This is a genomic window from Microcoleus sp. Pol12B5 (genome assembly GCF_036701335.1).
In the GTDB taxonomy this organism is placed as follows: Bacteria; Cyanobacteriota; Cyanobacteriia; order Cyanobacteriales; family Microcoleaceae; genus Microcoleus.
Genome location: NZ_JAUBQQ010000024.1, coordinates 19,862 through 46,053, shown reverse-complemented (window position 1 = coordinate 46,053; position 26,192 = coordinate 19,862). Strand labels below are relative to the sequence as shown.

At 43.8% G+C, this 26,192-nt stretch carries 18 protein-coding genes and 1 tRNA gene; 6 read left to right on the top strand and 13 right to left on the bottom strand.

The window, feature by feature from the left end; translation table 11 throughout:
* Window positions 1–261: 261 nt before the first annotated feature.
* Complete coding sequence (locus tag QUA24_RS13520) at window positions 262–1,425, bottom strand: quinone-dependent dihydroorotate dehydrogenase (RefSeq protein WP_333230321.1); 1,164 nt, start codon at window positions 1,423–1,425, stop codon at window positions 262–264.
* Between the two features lie 230 nt (window positions 1,426–1,655).
* On the opposite strand from QUA24_RS13520, the gene QUA24_RS13515 reads away from it, so the two are divergent.
* The gene (locus QUA24_RS13515) at window positions 1,656–4,577 is read left to right on the top strand and encodes a GAF domain-containing protein (protein ID WP_333230319.1); all 2,922 of its coding nucleotides are present in this window, start codon (window positions 1,656–1,658) and stop codon (window positions 4,575–4,577) included.
* A gap of 182 nt (window positions 4,578–4,759) precedes the next feature.
* Here QUA24_RS13515 and QUA24_RS13510 read toward each other — a convergent pair whose 3' ends face one another.
* On the bottom strand, window positions 4,760–5,218 hold the full coding sequence (locus QUA24_RS13510; RefSeq protein WP_333230317.1) for an ABA4-like family protein: 459 nt from the start codon (window positions 5,216–5,218) through the stop codon (window positions 4,760–4,762).
* 178 nt (window positions 5,219–5,396) lie between these two features.
* Between QUA24_RS13510 and QUA24_RS13505 the strand changes: the two genes are divergently transcribed.
* Window positions 5,397–6,407 (top strand): leucine-rich repeat domain-containing protein, encoded by a 1,011-nt coding sequence (locus QUA24_RS13505; protein WP_333230315.1) that lies wholly within the window; start codon window positions 5,397–5,399, stop codon window positions 6,405–6,407.
* A gap of 139 nt (window positions 6,408–6,546) precedes the next feature.
* On the opposite strand, the gene QUA24_RS13500 is transcribed toward QUA24_RS13505, so the two are convergent.
* The gene (locus QUA24_RS13500; RefSeq protein ID WP_333230313.1) at window positions 6,547–6,810 is read right to left on the bottom strand and encodes a hypothetical protein; all 264 of its coding nucleotides are present in this window, start codon (window positions 6,808–6,810) and stop codon (window positions 6,547–6,549) included.
* A gap of 18 nt (window positions 6,811–6,828) precedes the next feature.
* Window positions 6,829–8,328: an NAD(P)/FAD-dependent oxidoreductase gene (locus QUA24_RS13495; protein WP_333230311.1), complete on the bottom strand. Its 1,500-nt coding sequence runs from the start codon at window positions 8,326–8,328 to the stop codon at window positions 6,829–6,831.
* A 70-nt stretch (window positions 8,329–8,398) separates the two neighbouring features.
* On the opposite strand from QUA24_RS13495, the gene QUA24_RS13490 reads away from it, so the two are divergent.
* The 3 genes from QUA24_RS13490 (at window position 8,399) to QUA24_RS13480 (ending at window position 12,700) form a co-directional block, all read left to right on the top strand.
* A complete protein-coding gene (locus QUA24_RS13490; protein WP_333230309.1) occupies window positions 8,399–10,090 on the top strand; it encodes a hypothetical protein in 1,692 nt (563 codons plus the stop codon).
* A gap of 182 nt (window positions 10,091–10,272) precedes the next feature.
* Window positions 10,273–11,268, top strand: coding sequence for a pentapeptide repeat-containing protein (locus tag QUA24_RS13485; RefSeq protein WP_333230308.1), 996 nt, complete (start codon window positions 10,273–10,275; stop codon window positions 11,266–11,268).
* 97 nt (window positions 11,269–11,365) lie between these two features.
* Window positions 11,366–12,700: a serine/threonine-protein kinase gene (locus tag QUA24_RS13480; protein ID WP_333230306.1), complete on the top strand. Its 1,335-nt coding sequence runs from the start codon at window positions 11,366–11,368 to the stop codon at window positions 12,698–12,700.
* 201 nt (window positions 12,701–12,901) lie between these two features.
* On the opposite strand, the gene QUA24_RS13475 is transcribed toward QUA24_RS13480, so the two are convergent.
* From QUA24_RS13475 to ndhL, 5 genes are all read right to left on the bottom strand, one after another.
* A complete protein-coding gene (locus QUA24_RS13475) occupies window positions 12,902–15,313 on the bottom strand; it encodes an ATP-binding protein (RefSeq protein WP_333230355.1) in 2,412 nt (803 codons plus the stop codon).
* A gap of 1,332 nt (window positions 15,314–16,645) precedes the next feature.
* The gene (locus tag QUA24_RS13470) at window positions 16,646–17,281 is read right to left on the bottom strand and encodes a DUF6658 family protein (protein ID WP_333230304.1); all 636 of its coding nucleotides are present in this window, start codon (window positions 17,279–17,281) and stop codon (window positions 16,646–16,648) included.
* 504 nt (window positions 17,282–17,785) lie between these two features.
* Window positions 17,786–18,583 (bottom strand): tryptophan synthase subunit alpha, encoded by a 798-nt coding sequence (gene trpA, locus QUA24_RS13465; RefSeq protein WP_333056348.1) that lies wholly within the window; start codon window positions 18,581–18,583, stop codon window positions 17,786–17,788.
* 287 nt (window positions 18,584–18,870) lie between these two features.
* The gene (locus QUA24_RS13460; RefSeq protein WP_333104690.1) at window positions 18,871–19,176 is read right to left on the bottom strand and encodes a DUF3007 family protein; all 306 of its coding nucleotides are present in this window, start codon (window positions 19,174–19,176) and stop codon (window positions 18,871–18,873) included.
* Window positions 19,177–19,392, bottom strand: a complete 216-nt coding sequence (gene ndhL, locus QUA24_RS13455; RefSeq protein WP_193972727.1) for an NAD(P)H-quinone oxidoreductase subunit L — start codon at window positions 19,390–19,392, stop codon at window positions 19,177–19,179. It abuts the gene before it with no gap.
* A gap of 198 nt (window positions 19,393–19,590) precedes the next feature.
* On the opposite strand from ndhL, the gene QUA24_RS13450 reads away from it, so the two are divergent.
* A tRNA-Leu gene (locus tag QUA24_RS13450) sits at window positions 19,591–19,675 on the top strand.
* Between the two features lie 280 nt (window positions 19,676–19,955).
* Here QUA24_RS13450 and QUA24_RS13445 read toward each other — a convergent pair.
* From QUA24_RS13445 to QUA24_RS13430, 4 genes are all read right to left on the bottom strand, one after another.
* Complete coding sequence (locus QUA24_RS13445) at window positions 19,956–21,734, bottom strand: ATP-binding protein (protein WP_333230303.1); 1,779 nt, start codon at window positions 21,732–21,734, stop codon at window positions 19,956–19,958.
* Window positions 21,735–22,012: 278 nt separating this feature from the next.
* Window positions 22,013–22,903, bottom strand: a complete 891-nt coding sequence (gene phnD / locus QUA24_RS13440; RefSeq protein ID WP_333230301.1) for a phosphate/phosphite/phosphonate ABC transporter substrate-binding protein — start codon at window positions 22,901–22,903, stop codon at window positions 22,013–22,015.
* Window positions 22,904–23,894: 991 nt separating this feature from the next.
* Window positions 23,895–25,670, bottom strand: coding sequence for an ATP-binding protein (locus tag QUA24_RS13435; RefSeq protein WP_333230300.1), 1,776 nt, complete (start codon window positions 25,668–25,670; stop codon window positions 23,895–23,897).
* Between the two features lie 236 nt (window positions 25,671–25,906).
* Complete coding sequence (locus QUA24_RS13430; RefSeq protein ID WP_333215583.1) at window positions 25,907–26,089, bottom strand: hypothetical protein; 183 nt, start codon at window positions 26,087–26,089, stop codon at window positions 25,907–25,909.
* Window positions 26,090–26,192 lie beyond the last annotated feature (103 nt).

Sequence of the window (26,192 nt, the reverse complement as noted above, 5' to 3'; positions counted from 1 at the left end):
GAATTGATATTATTGGTTATTGGTAATCAAGACTGGTATTCTGCCAGAGTGCCATGAATCTTTAAGTTTTAATATCCAATTCCTAATCTCTCGCCTGTGCTTTTTATAGTACAGGCTTGCCCATTTCCCAATCGGATGGGACTCAATGCCTCATCCCTGGGCTTCGCCCAATTCCCCATATCAAACTTTTATTTATATCAACCGTTTTGGCGGTTGCTATAAATCCGCCCCAAAGACACAATATTGTTGTGTCCTGATCTGCTACTTAATATTTTCCGAACCTACTGCCTCAGAAATCGAACTAAATCCGCGTTCTTCTAACTTTTGCAACAAACCTTGGAGAATCCGACGCACCATCCAAGGCCCTTCGTAAACCCAACCAGTGTAAACTTGAATTAAACTCGCACCGGCGGCTATTTTTTCCCAAGCATCTTCGGCGGTGAAAATGCCGCCAACTCCAATTATCGGTAATTCGCCTTTTGTATATTGCCAGATAAATCGGATTACTTCTGTCGATCGCTCTCGCACTGGAAGCCCGCTAATTCCCCCGGCTTCTTCGGCGATTGGTTTGCCTGTTTCTCGCAATATTTGTGTTTTCAGTCCGTCGCGGCGGATGGTGGTATTTGTGGCGATAATTCCTGCTAGTTGGTAGGTTTTTGCTAAGTCGAGGATTGATACGATCGCCTCTGACTCCAAATCCGGCGCAATCTTGACTAAAATTGGCTTGATTCCCTGATTTTCTTGTTGCAAAATTTCCAAAATCGTGCTAAGTCCAGCAGCATCTTGGAGCGATCGCAACCCAGGTGTATTCGGAGAAGAAACGTTCACTACAAAATAGTCGCCCCAATCTTTCAGCAGCTTAAAACTCTCCAAATAGTCGGCTGCTGCTTGCTCTAACGGTGTTACCTTAGATTTACCGAGATTGATGCCCAAGGGGAATGAGGACTGAGGCATGGGGCGCTGGGCATCAAATTTTGACTGTTTCTGTCCTGCCTGAAACCGGGCTGCCATTGCCGCGGCTCCTTGATTGTTAAATCCCATGCGGTTGAGGGCTGCACTGTCCTCCGTCAAGCGAAACAAGCGAGGTTGGGGGTTTCCCGGCTGTGGTTGACAAGTGACAGTGCCAAGTTCGGCAAAGCCAAAGCCAAAATTTGCCCAAATATCGGCAGCTACGCCGTTTTTATCAAATCCGGCGGCTAAGCCGACAGGATTATTAAAGCTCAGTCCCCACAAAGATTGTTCGAGGCGAGAATCTTGGACTCCCAAAGATTTCTGCAATCGAGAGAGCATTTGGCTGGTGGCGGGGTTTGACTGGGTTCGGGCTGCGAGTTCGAGAACTTGGAGAGTGCGGTTGTGCAGCCACTCGGCATCGGTTTTCAATACGGAAAACAACAGCGGGCGTACACTTGATTGATAAATATCCAATGATTTGTACTGGGGCAATTTACAAATTAGAAAGGAGAAGAGAAATAAAAATATTCACGAGCAGGCAGTGAAGGTGAGGTTGTTACTTCAACTTCGATCGACTTTATCCAATGTTTGAGATTGAAGGATAAGTGAGACGATTATATTATAAGTTGATTCTTTGGCATTTTATTTTTTTGAATATTTAAGTTAGTAATTTTAAATTAGACAAGGTGCGGGGAAGCTTGGAAATGGGGCAGCAGCAAAGACCGAAGGATTTAGACGAACAAATCGCGACCCTAGAGCGCGTTCTCCAGACTCTCCGAGAAGAGGAGAATGTTGATGTGCTACTTTCGACCACACTCGGTTACTTGCAAGCGGAATTTGACTGGCGGTTGATTTGGATCGGGTTGTACGATCGACAGGCGCACAGATTGTTCGGGAAAGGCGGCATGACTCCTAACGGCGACCAGTCTTTTCTCAAACAGCGGTTTGCCCTCAGCCCAGGAGATTTGCTCGAACAAGTGGTGATTCAGCTCCGCCCGGTGGGAGTCCCGGATTTGCGATCGGAAAGTAGAGCCGGAGAATGGCGCAAAGCAGCTCAAACTTTCAATATTCAAGGCACGACTCTGTTTCCCCTGCGCTACAAAGACCGCTGCTACGGCGTGATTTTGCTCGGCACTGAGGTATGGGGAGCGTCGCCAAAGTCCGGGGAAAAAACGCAGTTGGCGATCGTATTTGGAGCGCTGGCAACTGCTCTTTACCAAATAGAAAAAGACTGGCAGCGACAACAAGTTAAACACCCAGATGAGTCTCTTTTAGCGCTGATTTCGCAGTTGGGGGAATTGCGATCGCTCGACCAATACTTGCAAGCTGTTGTCGAACAAACTCATGAATTTATCGAGCCGACACGCACCAATGTTTATTGGTTCGAGCGAGAGCGACGCTATTTTTGGCGCCGAGTCAGCAACCGCGAAGTTACTCCGGGTTTGGGCGGGCCGGCCCGACCGGCTTCGGGCATCACCGTCCAAGACTTGGGAGAATTTTATCAGGCTTTGGGCAGGGAAGAAATGGTTTGGATCGGTGAATCTCAAAGTTCTCTGAAAACTGAGCTAACGGGGCGGTTGATGCAGCAAATCCGCGCTCGCTCTCTGTTGGCTGCGCCGATTGTTTCGGAAGGGGAATTGTTGGGATTTTTGGCAGTCGAAGCCGGCGAACCCCGGATTTGGCAAGACAATGAAAAGCATTATCTGCGGGGAGTGGCGCAGTTAGTGGCTCTGACGGCTCCTGTCTCGGAGATGGAGGAGAAAATTCAGCAAATTGAGATCGATCGAGATTTAACTGCCGGAATAGCTCACGCCATCTACAGCGATGCTGACTGGGAGACGACTTTGAAAAATACCGCCGAACAGTTGTGCGATCGGCTCAAATGCGAATACTTTTTGCTGCTGCTGTACGGCGAAGAACAAAATCGCTTTGAAATTGTCTGCCAAAATCTGCCCCGCAACCGCAGGTCAGTGCCGTCGCCACTCAACGCCCTCGATGTGGCTGACGTGGGGCTGTTGGAAGAAAGTGCACCTCTAGCTATTGAAAATTGGGAGGAAGACGAGCGGTTGGGCGCTTGGCGGGATGTGTTGGGGGAAGCGGGGGTGCGATCGCTTTTGGCATCGAGCACGAGGGGGAAAAAGAAAGACGGAGAAAACCCCAATCTAAAATCGAAAATCGCCAATGGCAAATCGATCGAGGGTTTGCTGGTTGTCGGACACAATGCAACTCGCACTTGGAGGCGATCTGAGCAAGAATTAGTTCGGCTAGTGGGCGAACAACTCGGATTGATCCTGCACTCGTGGCAGCAGAGTTCGGCAATCGACAAATATCAGCAATTTGAGCGATCTCTCAAATCGGGTTTGGCGGTTTTGCACCATTATCCTGATGAGCAATCTGAGCAAGAGATAGCTGCTGCTTCACCGACGATGTTCCCAGAGTTGCCGCTACAAAAGCTCGATCGTAACTTTGCTCAACACGTTTCCCAGACAATTTCCTGTCCTTTAGTAGCCGTAATTACTTGGAATCCCGGTGAGGAGGAAGGTTCCATCGTAGCGACGGTAGCTGCCAATCCCGTATTTGCCCTCAATCCCGAGGCGGTGATTCCTGTCAAAACAGATGCTTTGATCCAACAAACCCTGGCTGCTAACTCCGTGGTGCAACAGAGCACGAGCCAACTGCAACTGGCGACGAAGCGGTGGCTCCGCAGTCCGGGAATTGGCGAGATTCTGACGGTGGCGCTGCGGACGGCCCCAGAACACGCTCCGGCGGGCATTGTGGTGGCTGCGGACGCTCCGGGCCGCCAGTGGTCGGAGTTGTCGGTGAGTTTACTCAGCTCGATGGCGTCTCAGTTGGCTTGGTGGCGCAGGTATTTGGCGGTGCAATCGATCCAGGAGTCGCAGCGATTGGATCTGGAGTTGCTCAACTGGTACAAACAGCGCCGTTTTGAGGAGTTTTACCGCACGGTGGGAGCGGGGGTGAAGGAGTTGGGGGAGTTGAGTCAGTCGATTTTGCAGTCGGCGAAGGAACAAAAGGATGCTCTGAAAATTTTGCGCTACCAACAGGTTTTGCGGCAAATGGGCAATGCTTTGGGGTCAACTCATTTGCTGCTGAAACAGGAACATTGGCGGCTGCAATTCGGACAAGATGCGGTGCCTGTGAGCGCTTGGCTGAGGCGATCGCTCGATCGAACGGCCTCCCTGGTCAAACAGTCGAAAGTCTTGCTGGATGTGCACAGAGAAACTGCTGTGTCGATGCCTGCGGGTCAGACTTTGAGCGTTCGCGGGGACAGTATCAAGCTGGATTTGATCCTGTGCGAATTGCTGGCGACGGCTTGCAGGCGCTCTGCTGTTGGCGCCAAGATTGAGATTCGCTCTCAGTTGTTGGGGGAAGATTTGTTAGAATTGTCTGTGATCGATAGCGGCGCGTGCGATCGACAGTTAATTGCTGCCTTCAACGGCGGTTCCGAACCCGATATATTAGCGGTTTCTAGTTCCCATCGGTCGATCGTGCAAAATCTTTTAATTTGTCAGCGAGCAGTACGCTTAATGGGGGGAAACTTTTCTATAGAAATGTTAGAAAACAATTTAATTGTGGCTCGTTTAGTGCTGCCCCTAGCCAATTCTTAAAATTCTGTACGGGCGAGTTCGCCCGTACTTATAGTTATTGTAGGGTGCGTCAGGGTAAAATTTTTTAGTCTTTAGTGGTCACATTCAGCCCTGACGCACCCTACTAACTAAAGGGACTGTGTTTCCCACTTACCGAATTTTTTTATGAATGATTAACCTCCAAGGTATTAAAAACCCTCTGCCTAAACCGATGAAGTAACAGTTTCCGCCGCCTCAGAACTGGGGAAAAACCTTTGAGTAATCCAAGCAGTTACAATATGAGAAAGCAATCCCATCGGCCCAGCAAAAAAACACAAAGCCAAAGAGTGAACCGTCCAAACTCCTGTCCGCTGTCCTTCCCAATAAATCCAGCGCCCGACAAACAAGTCCATCACTAAAAAATGTATCCATCCCGTAGCCGCCGCCGTTTCCTCCCCCAGAAACTTAGCAATATCTGCTAGCTTGGGATTGGACAAAGCTGCCGCATTTTCCGCCGTCAGACTGCTACCAAACAAATATATGTACAAAGCGGCGAGCACTGCAAACGGAATGAAGGAGTTCATCACTTTTCGGGTAATTCCCCAGTTGGGTAATAAAATCATAATTGCCCAGAAAGGCACAACGAACAGATTACCGACATTAAAAATTAGTTCTGGTGTCATAGTTGGCTCTTGGCTCCTGCGAAGGCAATGCAATTAAGGATGTTAAGATTACTTTACACAATTTTTGCGGAAATTTCTCAAAATCCGAAAAAAATCTCATTCACAAATGAAATAGAATTGCTATACTTATCTAAAATTTCAAATCTCGCATCTAAAATCGATTAAGGCAGCACAGCCCATGACAAATTATAATAACTTTGCCGACTGGTGCAAGCACAAAGAAAATATCTCTCCCGGCGTCAAAGATACGGTAGAAATACTGTTGCAAATATCAGATACTTCAGATTGCGATCGAGCTAACGAACTGCTTTCTAATACAACCGAACTTAACCTCAAAAATCTTCAAATTACCGATATCAGCCCCCTCTCATCTTTCACTCAACTTACTAATCTCATCCTCGGCAGTAATCAAATATCTGACATCGCTCCCCTGCAATCTTTAACTAACCTGAAAATTCTGGTTATAGATGTCAATCAAATATCAGATATTAGTCCGCTTTCATCTCTAACAAATCTGAGTATACTTGTTCTCGATACCAACCAAATCTCAGACATCATTCCCCTAACTGGTCTAACTAATCTTACCGCACTTGTCCTGTTTGACAACAAAATTTCCGACATCACTCCGGTGAAAAATTTAACTAACTTAAATGCGCTGATTCTCTACAAAAATCAAATTTCCGATCTCGCTCCTCTGGCAAATTTAACTGAGCTCCAGACACTCTACCTTTACAATAATAAAATATCGGATATCACCCCGCTGGCTTCCTTGAAAAATCTCAAGACGCTGTTTCTCTTCGGAAATGAAATATCTGATCTTACTCCGCTGGAATCTCTAACAAACTTAAATAAATTGGTTTTATTCCAAAATCAAATATCCGATATTAGTCCTTTAAAATCGCTCACTAATTTAATTGAACTAAACCTGGGTAACAATCAAATATCAGACATCAGTCCGCTGAAATCGTTAACTAACTTGACTCAACTTTATCTATTCAACAATCCGATTTCGGATAGCAGCGCGCTACAAGCTTTAAATAATTTATTTTTACTAGACTTGTACAACAATCAAATCTCTGATATCAGTTCCCTGCAATCTTTGCAAAAGTTGACTACACTGGACTTGCGCGGGAATCCCATTGTTAATAAAATTTGTCCTGTCAATCCTGAATCTATATGTAGGTTTTAATTAATTATTAAGGTCGAGGCAAGATTGCGGTTTATAGAGTATAATGTCAAAGGTCAATATCAGGAGAAAGTAATGAGCGGACATGATGCTTTAATGTTAGGATTGCTACTGTTGCCAGGTTTGGCTTTGTCGATCGCAATTATGGGCGCTTTTGCCGCTGGTGGATAATCAGTTTCGGGAACAGGCAGATTTTGTAAAAAGTAGTTTTTCCCTCGTTTTCCTCCTTCCCTGGCTCTGGCTGGGAACGCATTTCACTATTGCTCTGCCTCCTGTTTTTTTGCAAGCGAGGCAGAGCCTCTGGATCTCGGTTTCCAGCCAGAGGCTGGGAACCAGTTAATTTCCCTTCTTCCTTCTTCCTGACATCCGTTACATCCGTTACATCCCGTACATTGCTCGTTGCCAAACTTCCTTCTTCCTTCGCTTACAAAAATTGTGCTGTAACATCCGAATTTACTAAAGTATTCGCGCACAAAATACCCGATGCTGCGACAGCGGGCACGCCAATTCCCGGCATGGTGCTGTCTCCCACCCGATACAAGCCTTTGACTGGTGTTTGCGGGCCGGGAAATGTGCCTTTTCCGGCGGCACTTGCAGGCCCGTAAGTTCCTTGATATCGGCGTAAAAATCGGGCGTGGGTTAGCGGTGTGCCGATCGACTCTAAGACTATCCGCGATCGCAAATCGGGTATAATTTTTTCTAAAGCTTGAAACAGAGATTGCGATCGCTCTTGCTTTTTCGGCTGATACAATTCGCCATATTCCCAACCTTCGTAAGGTTCCAATGTATAAGCGTGAATGGCGTGATGCCCCGGCGGCGCGAGAGTTGCATCCCACACTGTAGGAATCGAAATCATGCAAGTATTTCCGGGTACTGTAATGTCAATCTTGCTGTCGTGAACGACGACGTGGTGGCCGGTCAAACCTTCGAGTCCTTCGGCTTTAATTCCTAAATGTAGGTGCATGAAACTGTCTACTGCTGGCATCGACAAAGCGTCTTTTCGGTAGCTTTCCGGCAAATCTTCAGGGCGCAGTAATTTTGTATAAGTATCCCAGATTGTGGCATTTGAAATGACAATTGGGGCGCGGATAATTTCGCCATTTTTCAAGCGAACGCCGGTGGTTTTGCCGGATTCAACTAATATTTGCTCGACGGGAGATCCCAGGCGCAACTTTCCTCCCCAGCGCTGCAAACCTCTGACTAAAGCATCGACGATCGCACCGCTGCCACCTACAGGATATTCGATCGCACAGCGCGATCGTTCGCCAATCATAAAAGCTATTTCCGGCGCGACAGTTCCGTGCGCTTTCAAACCCGACAGCAAAAAGCACTCCAAATCTATCAAACGTCGCACCCAAGGGTCACGCACGTCCCGATCCATCAAGGAACCTGCTGAACCCGCGATCGCACCTACTAGCGGCAACAGCTTCAGCAAAGCAGGCGAGTACCGGGACAGCAAAACAGGTATTAACTGCCAGTCGGATCTCAGCGCTAAAGCCGGAATTCCACGCAAAGCTTCATACAAAACTAATAAATTTTGTTGAAATTGCTGTAATTCTACAGCACCTTGCGGTGCGAACTTAGCTACAGCATCTAAGTAACTTCTCGCATTAGCATAAATCGGTAAACTTCCCTCTGGAAAATGGTAATGCCCCAGCGGATCGTAGGAAATTGCTGCGATCGATTCCTCCAAAACATTAAAAACTTGCCGCAAAGGATTAAACGACCGGGGGTCAGTCAAACCGCAATAAAAAGAAGGCCCCGAATCAAAGTGAAATCCCCGGCGGGAAAAGCTGTGAGCCGCCCCGCCCGCTATGATGTGGCTCTCGCAGACGAGTACCCGCTTGCCGTAGCGAGCTAGCATCGAGCCAGCGACTAAGCCCCCAATACCGCTGCCAATTACGATCGCATCAAAGTCTTGCATTTATCAAATGTGGTATAATTGTATTATTTCTTGCTGAGTGTTGACAGGGTATTTTTATGGGAGGAAAACTATGAAAGCTTTATCTATTTTAGATGAAGTTGTTCGCGAATTAGAACAAGACGTGAATCTTTCGCGCATTAAAAAAATAATATTTTTTGCTTGTAGAGACTTCTGGGAAAACGACCCTGCCCAACTCGCCAGCGCAGATGTAAGGATATTAATCGAAGAACTGTGCGCCAAATACAGCAGGTTAGAAGATATTGAAGCTGTTTTAAATAGTATAGTCTCTAAGGTTAATAAAAAAACCGAATATGCTTTAGTAACAGATCTTATAGTCTGTCAACTTAGCAGGCTGTATGAATTTGAAGACTTCACTAAATTAGAAATAAACATATCTAGTTTTGGCGGTCAGGAAGCTCCCGCATTTGAAGAGCACTTTAGTTCGGAAGTACCCACCAGCGAAGAAAGGGGCAGAAACCCCGGCAGTTTATTTGATGTCAGACAAAAAATTTTGCAGCAAACAAATCCGCTGAGGGCGAAAATCCTAATTTTTTCTACTCTTTATCACCAGTTTACTTTTAGCGATCGCGACTGGCTACTGCTGAAAACTCAAGAACTTGACATTCTGCTGCGGCAACTGTTTAATGTCTGTGGTAGCCTAGCTGAACTGGAATCTCAGTTGTACAGAACTGCTAGCAATCTCGACAACAGGGATGAAAACGACCAAGCTGCGAGCGTAATCATCAAAGCGATGAATCCTTGTTACGCAAAAATGCAACAGGAAGAATCCTATGAAGCCGAATCTTCGGCTAGTCAAGATTACGATCAGACACATTTAAACAACAGTGTTTATGAAGAGATCGAGCTGGTGGACAAACGCAGCGATTATTTTGATCCAGGCGAGATTACTCACATCCTTCAAGCTGCTCCACCTCATTATCATTATGACCCTCAAAAGAGTTACTTAGTGCCTGACACGGCAGAAAATCTACCGTTTAAAGAACCCGGAACCAGCAATAATTATGCTACCGAGTTCAGACAGGAAATCGTAGAAACATTCCCAGTTGCAGAAATGCCGACTATTATCGAAATTTTAGAACCTGCTGCTCCTGTTATTATAAATATTAGCGATTCCATTAAACAAAAATTGGAATTGGAAGAAGAAATGACAGGATTAGTCAGTCAAAGTGCTAACTCCGCAACGGCGCAAATAGAAAATATATTTACCCAGTTAGAAGCTGCTTTGAACGGAAAATTTTCTACGGGAAGTGCTGAGGAGCGTTTGTACTGGAAATACAAAAATCTCAGAGAGTATGTAGCCAAAGTTCAGAAGTTTACTGATAAATTGCTGGAAATTTTGATTGAACTGGAATCAAAAGAAAGCGGAAAATATCCTTCTGAAATTCCCGAAAACATGGCAGACAATATTTCCGAAATACCGCCGGAAAACTCTAGCCATAAAGCAAATCAGTATCAGCTTCTGGAAATGGCAAAGCAAGGCAAACCAAAGGCGATCGCCCAATTGATTAATCAATTACTACAGCCTAAAGGAATTGCTGCTACAGCGGGATTTAAAGATGGTTGGCTCCATGTAATTCTGGAGTCTGCTGAAGTACCAAACCAACAGGTTACAGCTACATACATTCACAAAAAACTCTGTACTTTAAAATCAAAATATCTTACTCATGTGAAAATTCACGGGCGACAGTTAGGCAGCAAAACAGTTTTTTGGACTCAAGAATTTGTCAATCAAACTTATTAAATGCCATACTCAAGTCTTGGGTAACACAAACTAAGTCCGCCTGGGTAAACTGAAATTCAAGAAATTTTATCAAATTTCTCAGACTCAAGTCTGGCGCTACAAAAATTAAGTCCGCCTGCGCGAACAGAAACTTAAGCAGTCTAGAAATAGCAGATTGTACCTAATTCACAACAAAAACAAATATGAATGCCAGCGAAATTTTAAGGCGATATACATCAGGAGAACTAGATTTTCAAGGTATGAATCTCAGAGGGATATACCTGAGTGGTGCCGATTTAATTGGCGTCAATTTAAGCAGTGCTGACCTCTGGGGTGCAAACTTAGCGATGTCGTACCTGAGCAGAATTAACCTTCAGCGCGCAAATTTAACTAATGCAAAGTTGTGCGGTGCTAACTTAAATCAGGCAAACTTGAGCGGAGCCAATTTGTCCGATGCAGACTTCCACGGAGCGACTTTGCAAGGTGCAGACTTTCGCAGAGCCAATATCTCTTTGGCAGTTTTTATCGATGCCAATTTGAGCGATGCAGATATGCGAGGTGTCAATTTGCAAGGTGCTGATTTGCGCGGTGCGTGCTTGCGGGGTGCAAATTTGCGGAAGGAGCCGCGGATTTTTGAGGGTGCAAATTTGCGGGGTGCAAATTTGCAAGGTGCAGATTTGCGGGGCGTCAATTTGCAAGGTGCAGATTTGACTAAAGCTAATCTCAGCCACGCGAATTTGACAGAAGCATCTCTGGGGGAAGCAAATTTGACTCAGGCAAATTTGAGCGAAGCTATTTTAGATGGCGTATTTTTGACTGAAGCAACTTTGGTAGAAACAAATTTTTCCTGGGCTGTAATGGCAAATGCTAAGTTGGAAAGAGCTGTGTTAATTGATGCTGAATTGGCTGGCGCTAATTTGCGGGGTGCATTTATGACTGATGTTAAGTTGAGCAATGCTAATTTAATCATGGCTGACTTGAGTCGAGCTAATTTGGTGCGGGCTGATTTGAGTCGAGCTAATTTTAATCAGGCAAATTTGAGTGAAGCTAATCTGACTGATGCTTATATGGCTAGAACAGATTTGCGGGAGGCAATTTTGCACCGCACAACTTTGATTAGGGCAGATTTGAGCACTGCTAATTTATCAGGTGCTCAGTGGCGCGGTACAATTATGCCGAATGGAGAAATGCACGGGTAATTACTTCGACTAGCAATTTAACGCTCTCGGCCAAATAGTTAATTTAATAGTTAATAGTGAAAAAGATTTCTTGTAAGTAAAAAAATAGGACAAGGCTGTGTTAAATCCAGAAACAATTTTACAAGAACGTTATCAATTGCAACAGCGTTTAGGACGCACAGCGGCCGGTCATCAAACTTGGCTAGCAGTAGATTTAGAGTCTCAAGAACAGGTGACACTGAAAATGTTAGCTTTTAGCCCGGAAATGCAGTGGGAAGAGCTCAAGCTTTTTGAAAGAGAAGCACAAGTTTTGCAGGCCCTAAATCATCCCCGCATTCCTTGCTATCGAGATTATTTTTCCCTGGAGCGGGAAGCCGGAGCAGGATTGCCTTGGTTTGGGTTAGTGCAAGATTATATTCCGGGATTTTCACTTCAGGAATTTTTAGAAAATAGTCAGCATTTTTCCGAAAAACAAGTACGAAAAATTGCCACTGAAGTGCTAGAAATTTTAATTTATTTGCATGAATTGAGTCCCCCGGTTTTGCACCGAGATATTAAGCCGAGTAATTTAATTTTGGGGGAAGATCAGCAGGTTTATCTAGTAGATTTTGGTGCGGTACAAGCTCAAGCGGCAGTGACAGGCGTAACGTTTACAGTTGTAGGAACGAGTGGCTATGCACCCTTAGAACAGTTTTGGGGGCGGGCGGTGGCGGCTTCCGATTTGTATGCTTTGGGAGCTACTTTAATTCATTTGTTAACGGGGGCGACACCTGCGGATTTACCACAGAAAGATTCTCGGATTCAGTTTAGCGATCGCGTGAGTGTCAATCCTACTTTGGTAAGCTGGATTGAGAAGATGACGGAAATTGGGTTAGAAAAGCGTTTCAGCAAGGCTAGAGAGGCTTTAGCAGCTTTGAAATCGGGCAACATACAAGGGGCTAATCTTCAAATTGTGACTGTTCGGAAAATTGCTAAACCGCCTCACTGTCGCATTCAAGTTAGCAAATCACCGACGGAGTTACACATTAAAATTCCGGCTCTCTTACTCAGAAAGCCTTTATTATCTGCTTATCTAGGAACAGTAATGCTAATGACATTCATCCCGACAATTATCCCCTTCTTAACAGGAAAATTGAGCATAGGGGTAGTAATTTCGGTACTTATAATAGGCTTATTAGTTAAGGTTATTTTTGAAATAAAGCAAGTTAAATTTAATCGCAAATTTTTTAAAATAACACATCAAGTATTGGGATGTAAATACTTACAAGAAACAGGAGAAGTATCAGAAATTTTGGGTGCTTTCATTCACAATAACTCTCTTTCGGGAAATCAAATCAAGATTCGTGCCGGTAACGATATGGGAACTTACTTTTATGTTTTAGGAAAAAATTTGACAGAGATTGAGGCGGCTTGGTTAGCGCAAGAAATTCAAGATTGGTTAAATTTAAGATAAATTTTTGTAGGCGAAGCCGTGGTGATTAATTTTTTGTATAATAGACATCTCCCAACTAAAAATGGGTGACGCGCTCACTTATAGGGTGTCTAAAATACAACTTTAAAAGAGTGATGCCAAGGCTTTCAAAAAAAGACCCGAATTAAAGTCAGTATATCTTATTACGCGATCGCCTAAAAAACATTGAATTTTAATTAAATTTTATCCCTTCACAGGCAAAACGATAGCAAACTCAGTCCCCACTCCCGGCTCGCCATTCACCTCGATGCTTCCGCCATGTTTCTCTACCGCAATCTGGTGGACAATTGCCAACCCCAATCCAGTTCCTTTGCCGACACCTTTCGTCGTGAACAAATGGTCGAATATCTGCTGTTTAACTTCCTCTTTTATCCCAGTGCCGTTATCAGCAATGTTTATTTTAATGTACCCTTCGCCGACTATATCCGTGCAAATCGTGATGCGGTTAGGATTGGCGGTAATTTCGCTAAAAGTGCGTCCTATATTTGACTCTTCTAAGGCATCGATCGCATTGGCAAGCAGGTTCATGAAAACTTGATTCAATTGACCGGGAAAACATTCGATTTTAGGGAGATTGCCGTATTTAGTTATCACTTCGATCTGCGGGCGGTGTTCGTTTGCTTTGAGACGGTGTTTCAAAATTAAAATAGCGCTATCAATGCCTTCGTGAATATTAAAAGGAACTTTGTAGTCTTTGTCGCCTCTGGAGAAGGTACGCAAACTGTTGCTGATGCTGCAAATGCGCTCGCACCCAAGTTGCATTGAGTCAATCATTTTCGGTAAATCTTCCAAAAGATAATCGAGGTCTATTTCTTCGGCGTGGTCGGCTATTTCCGATGACGAGGCAGCGGAGCGATACAATTCTAAGTGTGCGATCACATCTTCCAAGCTCCTTTTACCTTCGCTTAAATTGCCAGAAATAAATCCAATCGGATTGTTAATTTCGTGGGCCACTCCGGCAACTAAATTACCCAATGCCGACATTTTCTCGCTTTGCACGATTTGCAGTTGTGCTTGTTGTAAATTTTTTAAAGTTCGTTCTAGCTGTTGATTTTGCTCTTGCAAAAGTTCGGCTGCTCGCTTGCGCTCAGTGGCATCAACACCCAAACCAATAATCCCGATTGTCTCGCCCTGGGAATTTTTTAACTGCACTTTCGTGATTTCTAAATCGTGTAGTTTGCCGTCAACAAGTCTGAGAATTTCGCTGGAGTAATGCGGCAAATCTTGAGCAAGGCAGGCGGCATCGGAAACCAGACATCCCGCTGCATTCTCCCCCAGTATATCTTGATAATGATCGACAGCTAGGAAATCGCTCAGAGGCACGCCCACATCTTGAGAAAATGTCTTGTTCAAAAACTGTACTTTACCACTGGGATTAACCATCCAAATCCAAATCGGAGCGACATCAAGAATCGCTTGGAGCATTTTTTTCTGATCGGCAAGCTGAGCTTCGGTTCGGCTAATTGTTACTAGCGATCGCTCTAATTGTTGGTTGTAATCCTGATATTTTTTATAGAGAAGAGCATTTTGCAAACAGATGGCTGCCTGGGAAGACAGAAGATTGAGAAGTTGCAGGCGATCGCGAGTAAAAACTCTTGCGGTTAAGCGATTTTCCAGATACAAAATGCCGACTAAGCTGCCTTGATCGAGAATCGGCCAACACAGCAGGCTCTGCGGTTGGTATTTGAGGATGTAGGAGTCGGAACCCCAATCACTTTGTTGAGCGAGATCCCGAACAATCACAGGTTTCAATAAATTTTTAACGCAGTCAACAATTTTCAGGGGCAAGATATCGCTGTTTTCATCGAGTTTTGCGGATGATAAGTCGATCGCCCACTCGACTCCCGAATTGTCGAGCGTGCTGGTAGCCGCGATTTCCCATTGATTGCCGTTTGGCAAAATCAGCGCTCCTTTGTCAGCTCCTGTATTTTTCATCGCCAGTTGCATCAGTTTGGCAATCAGTCGATCGAGTTCTCTTTCACTAGAGAGCGCTTGACAAGCTTTTAGCAGTGTTGAAAAATTCCCGAAATCTGAGACACTCGCCGAAACAGACGGATGAATGGATGGATGAATGGATGGATGAAGCGATGGATTTTGCCCCGCAGGTGTTGGAAAATTTGCTAATGGATTTGCAGGGAGTTTGGCTGGTTCTAAAATCGGTTTTAATAATTGAGGATAACGTTTTTCTAAGTCGTCTATTTTTGCTCTATCTCCCCAGCGGACATAGCAATCATAGGCATCTATCATGTAGAGTCTGGCAATTTTTTCCCTTCCTAATGACAGGTAAAATTTAGCAGCGAGTTCGCAGGCAAGAGCTTCTTCATTGACATATTCGTTAGCTTTAGCTCCGGTAATAGCTCGATCATACAGTTCCATTGCTTCTGCTATCTGTCCCAAAACGCCCAGCAATTCTGCCTCAAGCAGATCGAACTTGTGTTGGTAATTTATCGGCGTATGATGCGCGAATTCTTTGAGTTTTTTCTGACTAGCCCCAACGCGCTTCAGGATTTGTTGGCGCTCCGCCGGTGCGGCATCTGCATAGATTGCCAAATGTGCCAGTGCATCATAAAAGTCGTGCATCATCGTTACTAGCATCAAAACACAATTCCCAAGATAAGGTTTGCCTCCATTTCGCCTGTCGATTGGCTGCGGATTACGGCTCGAATATATCCCGAATCCGTGGCCTCTGTTTGCTAAAATTTATACACCTCAATCTAGCAGGTAACAGGTAAAATCAATTGAAAGATTGGAATGTTTAATGTATTTGTAAATAATCGGTCTGCGTTCGAGTTCGTCGAGAATGTCTGTTCGGGTGAGGACTATTTCTACCGATGCAATTAACGGTCGCTAATGCAACTTTTTGGGATTGTGGCAGCACCGCCTCCCGCAAATCCTCCGCCACAATGACGTAGGTTTGAGAATTTTAGCTGCCAATTGTTGGTCTTTCTCACGCCTGAACCGATCGATAGCCGATCAAGAATCTGTGTACGATTGCGCGATTGCGCGATCGATACCCCGGTATTACGCTAGTCAAATATACTGCATTTATTATTGTGTCCATATTGGCTGACCTCAACCCAGACATTAACTTGACAAAACTTAGTCTATCTATCTTAGGGCATAAACAGCATAATTTTCGAGCTGTCGATCAAAAAATCAAATTATCTATTAAAGAACAATATTTTATACTTGGGCGATCGCGATTAAAGCTTTTTACTTACGTATAAGTTTCTACTGTTAATCTCAAATGCGATTCAATGAACGCGAAAGACCGTATAAACACTGCCTTATCATGTCTTCAAACATACAATTGCTAATTAATTAAATTTAATATAGCTCGATCACCAAAATTTCCGCAAAGCAGATCAAAAAGTTATTACCTTAAAAAGTCCAAATATAATCTATAGAAATTATAAAGAATCCGTCGTGAAAGCAGTGGCACTCCAGTCCCCCCTAGAAAAGGACAGGGCCGTTGGATTGTGGTGAAACCCCCCTGCACTCTACTTCCGGCCTCATAGCCCTCCCTGCGGTTAAAACCCAATCCAATATTAATAGGCAGTAGTCTTCACATGACCGAAAGCACTCAGGATACAAGCCCCCGGATTCATCCGTGGAATCAATGCTTCAATCTAAAATCTATAGCGTTTCTCAGTCAAATGAGGTACATTTTTAGAGCTAAAATCCTTAATGGATAAGGATTGGTTGTACCTGATCAGCTAAGGAAACGCTATAAAATCTAAAATCTAAAATCGATTGACTTTACCTACATTCCGACAGGGGTTAAAACCCCTGTCGGAATGTAGCTTCCAGAAAAGGAAACAGCGTTATTTGAGATTAGTCGTCTGTCGCTCTTTCGGCCGCTCGTTGAGTTCAGTCAATATCTCCATTCACTTTCTAGCAAATATTGTCTGAGGCATCTTGAGCCTTCTATCTTGCATCTCGTGCTGCATCATTGATATTTTCTTGGCCGCCGGCGGTATTATATCTCAGAGACTCAGTACCTTCTGATACTCTTTCTTTTGCTCCCTCGGTGGCTTCTTTAACAATATCTTTTGCTCCCTTCAAGCCTTCGCGAGTGTTTTCTTGAAGATTAGCAAAGCCTTGTTTGGTTTTGTCGCCAAAGTCATCAGCTTTGCGCTGGGCGGTGCGAGCATCGTCCTTGACCTTTTGGCCGATTTGGTCGAGTTTTTCAGGCGCATCATCCGCTACCCGCCGCACATTTTCACCTACATTGTTGCTAGATTTCGTGTCAATGCGGTGCTGCGCTTGCTCTTTGAGAAGCTGAGCTTTTGCTTCTGTTGTTGTCACCTTTTTGTTTCTAGGATCGACATCGCTGTAATCGTTCATGCCGCCTTTGAATTCGGACGTTACAGCGCCGGTCGGCACTTCTTCTCTAATTTGGTCGGCAGTTTTTCCTTTTCCTGTCATCACATCAGTTTTTCCTGCCATAATATCAGGGGCGCTGCTGCAAGCCGTACTCACAAATACTAAAATGCCAGCCAGAAAAACTGTTAAAATTTGTACAGCTCGAATTTTTTTCAGAAATGCAGTTAGTCTCTTCATAAAAATGCTCCTTTCTATTGTGAGATGTTCAAATGCCTTGTGGCTTTGTCGATGTCTAGCCTTACCAAATTAGGTACTTAAACACTTTTTTAAGTATAGGAATAGAAACCGTAGTTTTTCATCTATCCCAAGTTACATTCCTTAAGTTATAGTAAAAGGAAGAAGGAAGAAGGAAGAAATAAGAAGGCTCTTCGGCTTGGCGACCGGATAGAAATCAGCAATCAGGAAGAAGGAATGAATAATCCTCAATCTTCTACCAATTATTAAAAGTCGCAGCACCCTGCGCCGGACAAGGCAATGCCGTTTCCATACATAGCTTTTTTGATCTCCAGACGCGCACTATGTTCAAATGTTGTGCGTGTTCGTCAAAAAAAAACCTTCTAGTCAGGAACTAGAAGGAATGTGGTGTATTATCTCAAGTACAACAAGGTCTTTAATCGCAATTGTGATGGCATATCCCGATCGCACACATCTGTCTAATGGCTGAAAGTATCTGTACAGTTGCTAAGGATTTTGAATCGCTGTTTTTAGACTTTTGCAGAATTCGCCGATCGCCTCTAAGCCCTGTTCGGGAGTACCTTCTGCCAAGCGTTTGACAAAAGCACTGCCCACAATCGCAGCATCTGCACCCCATTCTTTCACTTGGCGAGCGTGTTCGGGTTGCGATATACCAAACCCGACGCCGATGGGTTTGTCGGTGACGGCGCGAAGTTCTTGCAGCAACTCTTTTGCTCTCGTTTCTAAGCCTTCGCGTACTCCCGTCACCCCCGTCACACTGACTAAGTAAATAAATCCTTGAGACTGACGAGCGATCGCCTCTATACGACTTTTGGGACTGGTGGGAGCAACTAATAATGTTAGTTCAATCCCTAATTTGTTGGCAGGTTGGATGAGACTGTCGGCTTCTTCTAAGGGCAAGTCTGGTACAACCAATCCCTGAACTCCAGCACTTTTGATTTGCTGCAAGAAGGTTTCTATACCTCGGTACAAAATCGGGTTGTAGTATGTGAACAGAATGATGGGCGATCGCAAATTTGGACTAACTTTCGCTACCATTTCCAGCACCGCATCTAACCGCGTTCCCCGCTGTAGAGCCCTTGTAGCAGCGGCTTGAATCACCGGCCCGTCAGCTAGCGGGTCAGAATAGGGAACGCCAAGCTCGATCGCGTCTGCACCGTTATCATCCAAAATTTGCAGTGCTTTAGCCGTTGTCTCCAAGTCTGGGTCGCCAGCAGTAATAAAAGGAATCAATGCACATTGGTGGTTCTTGCGTAACGTTTCAAAACAATTAGAAATAGTCATTAGTTATTAGTCATCAGTCATTGGTCATTAGTCATTAGTCATTAGTCATTGGTCATTGGTCATTGGTCATCAGTCAGCGGTCATTAGTCATTAGTCAGCAATCATTTCTTGGCGGTCTATATTCATCTTCCTTAGCTTTTAGTCGGCAGTCATTATTTCACCGTTTATTGCTAATAAGCTGTTTAGCATTTAAACTGCGTATTTCAGAGCCTGAAACCCTTTAGTGGCCTAGATAGCCTCTGAGATTTAAATGGTGAACAGCTTAACTAATGACTAATGACTAATGACTAATTATCTTTTTCCTGCTCAATTTCGGCTTGAAGTTTGGCTAATTCTTCAGGAGTGAGTGCATCTAGCTGCTTCTGCAAGACAGCTTCTTTGTAGTCTTGCAATTGCTGGCTGTAGGTCATATTTTGAGTCAGTGCTCGAAATAAATAAGTCACCAGCCAGCCAATCAAGCCAGCGACCAAAAATAACTGACTCCAAATCCCTGCATTCATGCTGTCGAGTCCGGCAAATTGCAGTAGCAAGTAGACAAACCCACCTGCTACAAAAAAGCCGACACTGATTCCAATTACGTCAATACGTCGCATTTAGGCTTCTATCTGCCGCCGTTTGGGGCGAAAATTCAAAAATGGAGCTAGGAGAAACATACCTGGGAAGAAGAAGAACATCAAGAAGTACATGAAGCCACGCTCAAAAGAGGTAGCGACGTACCAGCGACTGTTCAGGTAAGCGTAGGTGGCTGCGGGTACTACCAGGAGGTAGGCTCCTGCCAAGACGGCGTAAAGCAGTAAGGTAATATACATAGATTTGCTTTAGGGGAATAATAACACGGGTAAGTCAGTTGACACGCTCCGTTAGCTGGTTAACTATTGTACCGCTTGGGGAGATCCAGCGCGACTTTTGAGAATTTTTTGATTAGGGGTTGCGTAAATTGGGGTTTTGCCTGTAGAATAAAAGGCTGTTACTGTTAGTGGCTCAAAACCATAGCAGCTTGACCAAAGGGGGGCGTGGCGGAATGGTAGACGCTACGGACTTAAAATCCGTTGACCCGAAACGGTCGTGTGGGTTCAAGTCCCTCCGCCCCCATCCATTTCAATCCTTTGTGATTCAACGGTTTCAGATTTCTTGTCACCAAGAGTTCAGTTTTCCGCTCAATTCTCGCGCTAATGGTTTTCTACTATGTCCAAAAGCGCCTCTATATCTGCCAAGTTCGCCCCGGACTTTTTGCGTCAGGCTTTCAACTGGTTGAGAAAATAAGCTGGTTCTGGAAATTGGGCGGCTGTCTGAGCTGAGTTTAAATAGTCGAATAATAAATTATGTGCCGTCGTTAACACATTAATGTCCTCAAAATAGACAATATCTAGCTTCAAGTTTGAGATGAGACGGGAAGTGCGATCGCAAACTCTGCTCCCCCTCCAAAAGATGAAATTATCTCTATTTTCCCCCGATGTTTTTCCACAATCTGGTAGCAAATTGCGAGTCCGATACCAGTGCCTTTTCCTGGTTCTTTAGTTGTAAAAAATGGGTCAAATAGCTTACTGTGGATGGCGGATGGAATGCCAGGGCCGTTATCGCAAATTCGCACCAGAATTTGGCTACTATCCAACTTTTGCGTCTGAATTAAAATCTGAGGATTTTTCCCTTTTTTAGAGTCCTGGGATGACCCTTCTAGTGCATCTATCGCATTGGCTATAATATTCATAAATACTTGATTTAGCTGCGCTGGATAACACTCTACTTCTGGCAAGTCTCCATAGTTTTTGACAACTTCAATTCCCTGCTTGAGCCGACTGTTCAAAATCAATAGTGTATTGTCAATACCTTCATGGATATCAACTAATTTCATTTGAGCTTCATCTAAGCGAGAGAAGTTTCGCAAAGACAAAACTATTTGCCGGATGCGTTCTGAACCTATTTTCATAGATTCAAGCAGTTTTAGTAAATCTTCTGTGATAAAGTCTAGTTCTATTTCTGCGATTTCTTCTGCGATCGCCTCTGTGGGTTGCGGGTATTCCTGCTGATAGAGACGAAGTAAACGCAGCAAGTTTATAACATACTCGTTGGCGTATTCTAGGTTGCCGTGAATAAAGTTAATAGGGTTGTTTATTTCATGGGCGACGCCTGCCACCATCTGCCCTAAACTGGACATTTTTTCGGTTTGAATTAACTGGGTTTGGGTGTGTTTAAGTTGGTGAAGCGCTGCTGTAAGCTCTTCTGTTCTTTCTTCTACTCGCTCTTCCAAAGTTTGGCGACCCAGCTCTAATTCATCGGTGTATTCTGCTACCCATTGAACTAATTGATTGATGGATTTTGCTAAGGTTCCTACTTCATCTTCTGTGGTGACAGGTGCTTGCAAATCAAAATTTGCTTGTTGAGTAATAGTTTTAGCAACGCTGGTTACAGCTTGGATAGGGATGGCGATCGCGCGGCTGGTACAGATGGCTAGAAAAGTAGCGATCACAACTGACACTAACATACTCGCTACGATGATTTGCACTCGCAATTTCTCAGCTACCTTAAAATTAATGTAGGCTTGTCTTTGCTGTGCCTTAGCTACTTCAGTCATCAAGCTTAAACTCTCTGACAGTCGCTCAAACTTAACATCGAGCTTAACTGCTCTATCCCCTCTGATTAAATCCAATACCTGCTGCTGTGCCTCTTTAACTTCTTCTGGTTTTAGCGAGGAGGAAGCTATTTCTTGCCAAAAAAATGTGAGCAATTGAGAATACGAATCTGTCGCAGTTGTGTAACCATCTAACAATTTCTTTAATTCAGCATAATTTACTGCTAATTCTGTGGAATGTTTTTCACTAAAAGTGTCTATTTCTGCAATAAGTTTTTTAACGACCTTAACATCTTTCGAGAACTTAGCAGTTTCATATTCAAACCAGATTGAATCTCCCAAGATAGATATTAGTCGTTTGGGATGTGACTGCACTACCTGCACGGAATATTCTAAATCCCTGAGCAAATCCTGTTGCTGGTCGGCGAAAGTTAGAGCTTGGAAAGCTTGGTCTTGGTAATAGTCTCCACAGATCATTCCCCCTGTGGCTCCTAGTACGGCTATTCCAATTGCTAGTGAGTAGCCATAATTAATTTTTTTGGCAATGCTTAACCGAGAAATGAAGCGGTTAATTGCAGTCAAGGGAGTTTTTTTGAGAGGATTTTTGAGGTCGCGAGATCCTTCAGTGACAGCGATATTATTTTTTCGTCTATTTAGGATAATGTTTTTGAACCTCACAGCCCTATTCTCTCCCTGTTCAAACTTGTGCATACTGGCAACCTGAGCTAAATTTTAACAACTTTATTAGTAAATGCACATAAATAAAGTCTCTTATTCATAGTAGGCAATCTTCCCTAGAGTTTATGGAGGATTAAGGGCTAAAGCCCTACTACAAAGTAGGCATTAGATAAAATTTAACCTTAAAAGACATTCCCCTGACCAATAGCCTTATAAACTTCACGAATCATGTTATAATCACTGTCGTTAGCTGGCATCAGTTTAGCTCCTTGATACTTATCATTATCTTTCCCTACTAAAATTGCTTCAATTAGCTGATCTTGATTTTCTACCAAGCGATCGCGAATTTTTTCAACAATAGTATTAGGCAGGTTGCTACTAGCAACAAACAAATCACTAGGTAAGGGTTGCCCTGTGGCAATAATCCGAAAATCATTGGTTGATAAACTGTCTGTTTTGAGTAAATCTTTGTATCTATTCACACCAATTGCTAAGGCATCAACTTGGTCTTGTTTGAGAGCCTGCAAACCCTTTCTTTCCAACATTGAGATTTTGAAGTCGGATTGGGGATTTAAGCCAGCATCCAGGAGAATTTTAATCGGGCCTAGATGACCACCAGTTGCACCTATTTTCCACATAGCTATTGTTTTACCTTTCAATTGTGCTGCTGACTTAATCTCACTATTGGCACGAACAACAATAATTGAGTGATAGTCCGGGCGGGTGATGGCAATGATGGGAACAGCATTTGTCCGGGCCCGCATAATCACATATTCAGATGGCCCTGTTAGAGCTAATTTTAGCTGATCCGACTGGAGAGCTACGGCTGCTGCTATATAGTTATCTACGGGGAACAATTCAATTTTTTTCTCCAAAACTTCCCCAAGAACAGTCCGAAAGGTTTGATAATTTTGCTGCAAATCTTCTGCACCCTGAACATCAGTTACAGCAAATTCAAGGGTTTCAGGTTCACTTACGACCAAACTGGAAGAGCTGCGATTAGATTGATTTACTGTTGTAGAACAGCTTGCTACAGACAATAGCGATAACCCAACAAAATGCCGCCGCTTCATTATTTTTAAGAGTTTGAGTGGCCGTTGAAAATTGCATAACTATTATAAGCTATTTGGAAGAAACTGTCATTAAAATAGATTATCCGTTGGTTAAGCTTCAGTCAACTGTTGTGACCAAATTATTAATAAATTTTTTATCTATAGGTTTTATGGTTGGGAGGATAAGGCAGCGGATCTTGTAAACCTAACTCCTTAAACGCTGGCAGACTTAACTCACAGGAATCGCAAACGCCACCAGCAACTTCACCGCCGTAACAAAACCAAGTTTTTTTCGCAAGGCACTCCCCCATTATTGCCTAATTTATTTAATGATTTATGTCTTCTTTAGCTCAATCAGAAGTATTAAGATAGAGAGTGCATCACGTTCTTTCCCCTATTGTGTCCCTATCCGAAATACTTCTTGAATGGCTTAAATATAATGGGGGTGACAGTCCCGATAGCCGGAATAATCTCAAGTGTTGATACTAATATAAACGCGATCGGCGTTGAGAGTTTCGGCCCCGGCGATGCCAAAAGTTAGAAACATTGTATTGCGATCGAGAACGTAGGTGATGGTGAGGCTTTCGGACATTCTATCGAGGGTACAATCCCGTATCACCAGGACGCCTCAAGAGGACTTTGATTGTCTAATTTTTACAAGTCCCGTTTTTTAAGAAGCGACACAAAATTTGTCAAAAGTTTAAATAGCGACAACAAACCTGTTAAAGTCACTGCTGTACTTTTGTGGTCCAAAAAGCTGCTAGAATCTTTATAGAGCGAGCGCTTCAGTTAATGTTATGGAGACGGGATTAATTTTTAAAAGCGACGAATAATATGTTATTCGGCACTAATCGCCATCTCATGCCCGGTAAAAAAACCATGATGTCTGTAGGCACTGGTTCACCAATATCTGTAATATAAGAATATAAGTTATCTATCCCGTAAATCGGCCTAATCGAGACTTCACAACCTTGAGTCCAGACACATAAAAACGAAGTCGCCCCGCGTGATATTACACAGCAACTGGCAAAGTAATCACAAATTCCGTGCCCTGTCCTATTTGAGAATTTACCTCAATTTTGCCTTGATGCTTGGCAAGGATTTGATAGGAAATAGCCAATCCTAATCCAGTACCTTTGCCGATCGACTTTGTAGTAAAAAATGGGTCAAATATCTGTTGGGTACTGGCGGACGCGATTCCCGGCCCGTTATCCCGAATCTTGACGGTGACAGTATTGTCTGCCGTAATTTCCGTGCTAATCCAAATCGTTGGCGAATAGCCTTTGTCTTCTTTTTTCACCTCCTCCAGCGCATCTATTGCATTGCTAATAATATTCATAAATACTTGATTCAGTTGCGCGGGATAGCACTCAACTGCAGGCAACTTGCCGTATTGTTTAATAACTTGAATACCTTGTTTGAGCCGGTGATTGAGAATGACGAGGGTGCTATCTATTCCTTCGTGAATGTCGGCTGATTTCATTTTTCCGTCGTCGCATCGCGAAAAATTACGCATGGATACGACAATTTCGCGAATGCGATCGGCTCCCATTTTCATCGAAGATAGGGTTTTTGGTAAATCTTCTCTGAGAAATTCTAGTTCAATGTCTTCGATGCGCTCTAGAATGCCATCTGGTGGGTTAGGATAATATTCTTGATAGAGAGTTACCAAACCTGCCAAATCTTCGATGTATTGGTTGGCATAGTCAATGTTTCCGCCGATGAAGTTGACGGGATTGTTGATTTCGTGGGCTATCCCTGCCACCATTTGACCGAGAGATGACATTTTTTCGGTTTGAATTAATTGGGATTGAGTTTCTTTGAGTTCTTTTGTATACTCGCTAACTCGCTGAATTAATTGATTGAAAGAGACCGCTAAAACTCCGATTTCGTCGTCGGTTGTGACTGGTACTTGCAGATCAAAATTTGATTCGCGAGCGACTTGCTGAGCGACATTAGTGACGGTTTCGAGAGGTTGGGCGATCGCGCGGCTGGTTTTGTCTGCTAGGGCGGCGGCGATGAGTGCTGAAATTAGCATACTTCCGAGAATAATTCGGTTTCGCAATTTTTCAGATTCTTCTAATGCTTGAGTTCCTTCCTGTTTATGAATTTCTACGGTAGAAATTAGGTCAGTTAAACTTTGAGCAAGGTTATCTAGTACGATCGCCTCTTGGCCGCTGCTAGTCCTCAACATTTGTAGCTGTGCGGACTCGATGCTGTTGGGCTGCAAATTCCAAACTTCCGCTTCTTTTAACTGCAATTTAATTAGCTGACCGTAGTAATCAATGACGAGGGCAGATTTCTTCAAGATAGCCTGCAATGTGGCCTCTTCTGTTGCTAGTCGATCGGGATGTTCTCGTGCGAAAGATTCAATTTCTGCAATCATAATTTTTGCTTGATTGATTTGCCCGAAAAAGCGATCGTGTTCGTATTGCAGCCATACGGCGTTTCCCAAAACGACTGGCAATCTCGCCGCGTGCGATCGGGCTTCAAATACGGTATTTTGCAAATTTTGCAGCAGTTGCTGCTGCTGTTGCGCCACATTTACCTGAACTAAAGCTTGCTTGCGAAAGTAGTCTCCGAATCTCATTCCCGCACCAGTTCCCAAAATCGCTATGCCGACAGCTAAAGCATAGCTATAGCTAATCTTTTGACCGATCCGCAAATGCTTGCATTCTGCCTTTAGCCCAGTTAGATTAATAGTTGAAGTTTGTAACAAATCTTTTTGAGCATAGTGCTTTTGCTCTACTTTGCTATTCTTGGACTGACTGTGGGTAAATAATAACATTGGAAGTTCCTCCCAAACTAATCAGGAGTAATTGAGCGAAGAAAAGCAGAATGCACTTATGCTGAAGGTCGAAAGCAGTTTTGAGTGTTGAACTTTGAATTTTGAATTCTTTCACTCAAAACTCAACGCTTCCCCTAGTATCTCTCTTTTTAGACTAGAGTGTTTGTGATCTCAATCAACAATCTATGTGATTATACGCAAATTTAGAAAACTTAGGGCTACAGCGATTAGTATTTTTAGTCGGTTGGGAAACAAGGCCCAACTACCGCTTCTCCCCGTTTTTCTTTTTTGGCCAGTTCTAGGTTTAATTCCAGCACTTTTGCTAAAATATCGTCGCTGTCAGTAAATCCGTAAGCTTGCATTACATTCGCGATCGAGCTTAGCGTGGAGTTTAAAGAGCTGACTTGTTGGTTCTTCAAAAAAATTATTGTAAAGTTGACTAATTACCCACTTTTTTGCTAACATTTGTTGAGTGGGGTACAGTGAAGTAGCAAGATAGAAGCGCCCTTGCCTTTCTCATTT